Origin of the sequence: uncultured Vibrio sp. (genome assembly GCF_947488985.1) — a bacterium.
In the GTDB taxonomy this organism is placed as follows: Bacteria; Pseudomonadota; Gammaproteobacteria; order Enterobacterales; family Vibrionaceae; genus Vibrio.
On the sequence record NZ_CANLBV010000174.1, the window covers coordinates 1 to 3,353 of the forward strand.

A 3,353-nucleotide genomic window follows, 5' to 3' on the forward strand; every position below is an offset into this window, starting at 1 on the left:
TCCCTAGAGTCGTGAAGAAAAAGCCAAGCCGATATCCTAGAAAAAACAATGCCGCTCACCTTAAGTGAACGGTATTAAGGCATAGTGCCTTCCTTTTTTGTTCTTAATAGAAGCTTGCTTAGCAGTGTTATTGTGCCTTAGGTAACACAACCACCTCCGTCTTCGCCCATATATCATGAAAACCACGTTTTTCAGGATCAAATGGCACGCATAGGTTTGCTAATCCAAAACCTGAAGTACCTAAGCGAATCAGTGCTTGAGTGACAGTAATTGCAGAGCCGCCTTTGTTTTGAACGCGAAGTTTCCAAGCTCTCATTCCTAATGTTTGTCCAGCTCTAGTCCAGAAGAACACAAAGAAATACACCCAAACGACGACTAAGTAAAAAGTGTAGGTAGGGCTCCAAATCGGATGGTTGGCTAAGAAGTCACTGACATCGGCATATCCGCTATGGTTAAAAATACCAAGAGCCATCAGTGCGTGCAGTAAAGCGATAATGACGCCAGCTGCCATCATTTCAATCGCGATGACGATAAGAGCGTCATAGAACAAGGCACCAAATCGGCGCATGACTCCTGCTGGTGGCAGTGTGTTGGTTGATGTCATGTGGGATTACTTCTTAAAAAATTGAGGGGTCAGAATATAGCTTAAGGCTAAGCGTGAAAAGAGACATGACGCACAGCTTATGACTTGGTGGCTAAATTATCGGCAAACACACGTGAATTCAAGTTTTTATACTTGCTACATCTGCTCGCATACGTATAATACCAAACATCGAAAGGGCAAAGCCCCAAGATAATGCCGGTATGGTGAAATTGGTATACACGACGGATTCAAAATCCGTTGCCTTCGGGCGTGGCGGTTCAAGTCCGCCTACCGGTACCATATTTAAACAACAAAGCCTCGACTATGTCGGGACTTTGTTGTATCTGAGGAAATAGAAACGTTGTCTTTACGGTAGCGGTTACTACTGTTTCTAATCAGGCGTATCTTGATGTTTCGTTCCTAAATCCAATAATTTCCTTCTGCAACTCAAATTATTCACAAATTAATCATGATGTTACCTGTCATTCTATCTTCTATTGTCTATGTTTAAAGGAGCAACAGAGGAGAGATATATGCTGACAGTAACCCCTTACTTATTTTTTGATGGTCGTTGTAGTGAAGCGTTGGATTTTTACTACAAGTGTTTTGGCGGTGTGGTGTTATCGAAACAGCTTTTTAGTGATGCGCCCCAAGTCATTGAAGGAGCTCAGCCTGAGTGGATTATGCACGCTGAGTTCGAAGCATTTGGGATGAAACTCATGATGTCTGATGGTGTAAAGGCCAAAGAGCTTGAAGGGAATAACCTCGCTCTGTCTCTGGTTACTGAGGATACGGCGACTCAAGAACAAATCTTTGAAAAGCTTGAGCAGGGTGGACGCATAATGACACCGTTATCTGATACTTTTTGGGGGGCTCGGTTCGGTAAAGTAGAGGATAAGTTCGGTATTCGCTGGATGGTACATTGTGATTCTTTAAGTTAAACCTGTGAAGTGAGATAGTGGAATTACTGTGTGGATTGACTAAAATCAGAATCAGATTTTATTAATCAATACTATAAATAAAGATGGGCAGCATAAAGATCACCGTAGACCGGATTCAGCCCGGTCTACATATACGACTCCCCGTAAAATGGAATGAACACCCATTTTTATTCAACAGCTTTAAAATCAAAGATGACGTTCAAGTAAAGGTTATTCGACACCTTGGGATTAAACACGTCTATATAAATTTCAACCAAAGTGATACTTCGCCGTTACCTGTTAACCATGTGGTTGAACAAGAGGCTGATACAGATTTACAGGTAAGTCTTGAAACGGAAAAAATGTGGAAAGATAAGCATGAACGTATCGAAACTTTGAACTCTTACCGCCGCAGAGTGAACCATTGCGAGAAAGAGTTCGAGCGTTCACTTGCTAGAATGCGCTCCGTAATGACGAAAATTCGCAACCGGCCTTTAGATGCCGTGGGGGAGGTTAAGGGTCTAATTGATGATATTGTCGAAACGTTAGTCAGTGATGATAGCGTCACCTTGCACCTCATGAATACACAAGCTAAGTTTGAAGACGTCTACTTTCATACGTTAAATGTGTCAGTTGTTGCTCTTATGATAGGTAAAGCTAAAGGCTATAGTATGCAACAATTGAAAGACCTTTCCTTTGCTGCGTTGTTTCATGATGTCGGGAAGATCAAAATACCTGTAGCAATTCTAAGAAAGCAGAGCGCGCTTACGGTACCGGAAGAGAACTACCTAAAGCTTCATACTAAGTATGGTGCGGATATAATAGCGACAATTGATGAATTCCCTGAAAGTGTCAAAAAGGTCATTACTCAACATCATGAGATGAATGATGGTTCTGGTTACCCAGAGGGCTTAAAAGAAGATGAAATTGATGAGTTTGCTAAAATAGTCGCAGTGGCGAATACATTCGACAATCTTTGCCATAGTAAAAACCAACCTCAGCAAATGATCCCGCATTTGGCATTGTCCCATTTATATAAAAATTGCAACCATCTCTATAGCCAAGATAACTTGAGCCTGTTGGTTAAGTTCATGGGGGTCTACCCGCCCGGAACGATAGTCCAGCTTTCAAATGACTCCATTGGAATTGTGATTTCTGTTGACGCTAAGCATATGCTGTACCCGAATGTACTTATCTATGATCCTAGCGTGCCAAGAACACAAGCGCCGATAATCGACTTACTGACTAAAGGCATAAAAATCGTTAATGCCGTTCATCCAAGCAAGTTACCTGAACAAGTTCGAGAGTATCTAAACCCTAGGGCTCGTTTATCTTACTTTTTTGATACTAGAGAGTAGTTATCCACAGGTGGTTGTGGGTAGTTTGTTTGAAACTTGGGATGAAAGTGGTATAAATAAGCCCTTGGTTGAAATATCTTCGTTTAACCTCTTTTTTCAATAAAAAACGTATTTATTGCTTGCCAATGCGAGTGGCATCTCTATAATGCCGCCTCACTGACACGGCAGGCGCCACAAGGCTTCAGCGAAGAAATGTTAGTAAGGCAACTAGCTTTAAGCGATAATTCGCTTCTACTTTTAGAAAGTAGGAATTAATTCCAAATAAGTGTTTGACACGGGGAATTAAATCGCTAGAATGGCCGCCTCTTCCGCAGTGATATGAGTCACAACGAAGAGAAGCTCTTTAACAATTTAAACCTATCAATCTGTGTGGGCACTCGTTGATGAATATCAAAAATTGATACTTAGGTATCACATTGATTTCAATGAACTGAGTGACCAATTCAAATTGGGTGCAGCCTTGAGCTGTTTTGTTTTACTTTTTCAAAAGTG

General features: G+C 41.4%; 3 protein-coding genes and 1 tRNA gene. 3 read left to right on the forward strand and 1 reads right to left on the reverse strand.

Annotated elements, in window-relative coordinates; genetic code table 11:
* Window positions 1-127: 127 nt before the first annotated feature.
* Entirely contained in the window at window positions 128-604 is a 477-nt protein-coding gene (locus Q1A70_RS19345) for an RDD family protein (protein ID WP_299695548.1), read from the reverse strand.
* Between the two features lie 194 nt (window positions 605-798).
* Here Q1A70_RS19345 and Q1A70_RS19350 point away from each other — a divergent pair.
* The 3 genes from Q1A70_RS19350 (at window position 799) to Q1A70_RS19360 (ending at window position 2,861) form a co-directional block, all read left to right on the forward strand.
* A tRNA-Leu gene (locus Q1A70_RS19350) sits at window positions 799-883 on the forward strand.
* Window positions 884-1,116: 233 nt separating this feature from the next.
* Entirely contained in the window at window positions 1,117-1,524 is a 408-nt protein-coding gene (locus Q1A70_RS19355; RefSeq protein ID WP_299695546.1) for a VOC family protein, read from the forward strand.
* An 83-nt stretch (window positions 1,525-1,607) separates the two neighbouring features.
* Entirely contained in the window at window positions 1,608-2,861 is a 1,254-nt protein-coding gene (locus tag Q1A70_RS19360; protein ID WP_299695544.1) for an HD-GYP domain-containing protein, read from the forward strand.
* Window positions 2,862-3,353 lie beyond the last annotated feature (492 nt).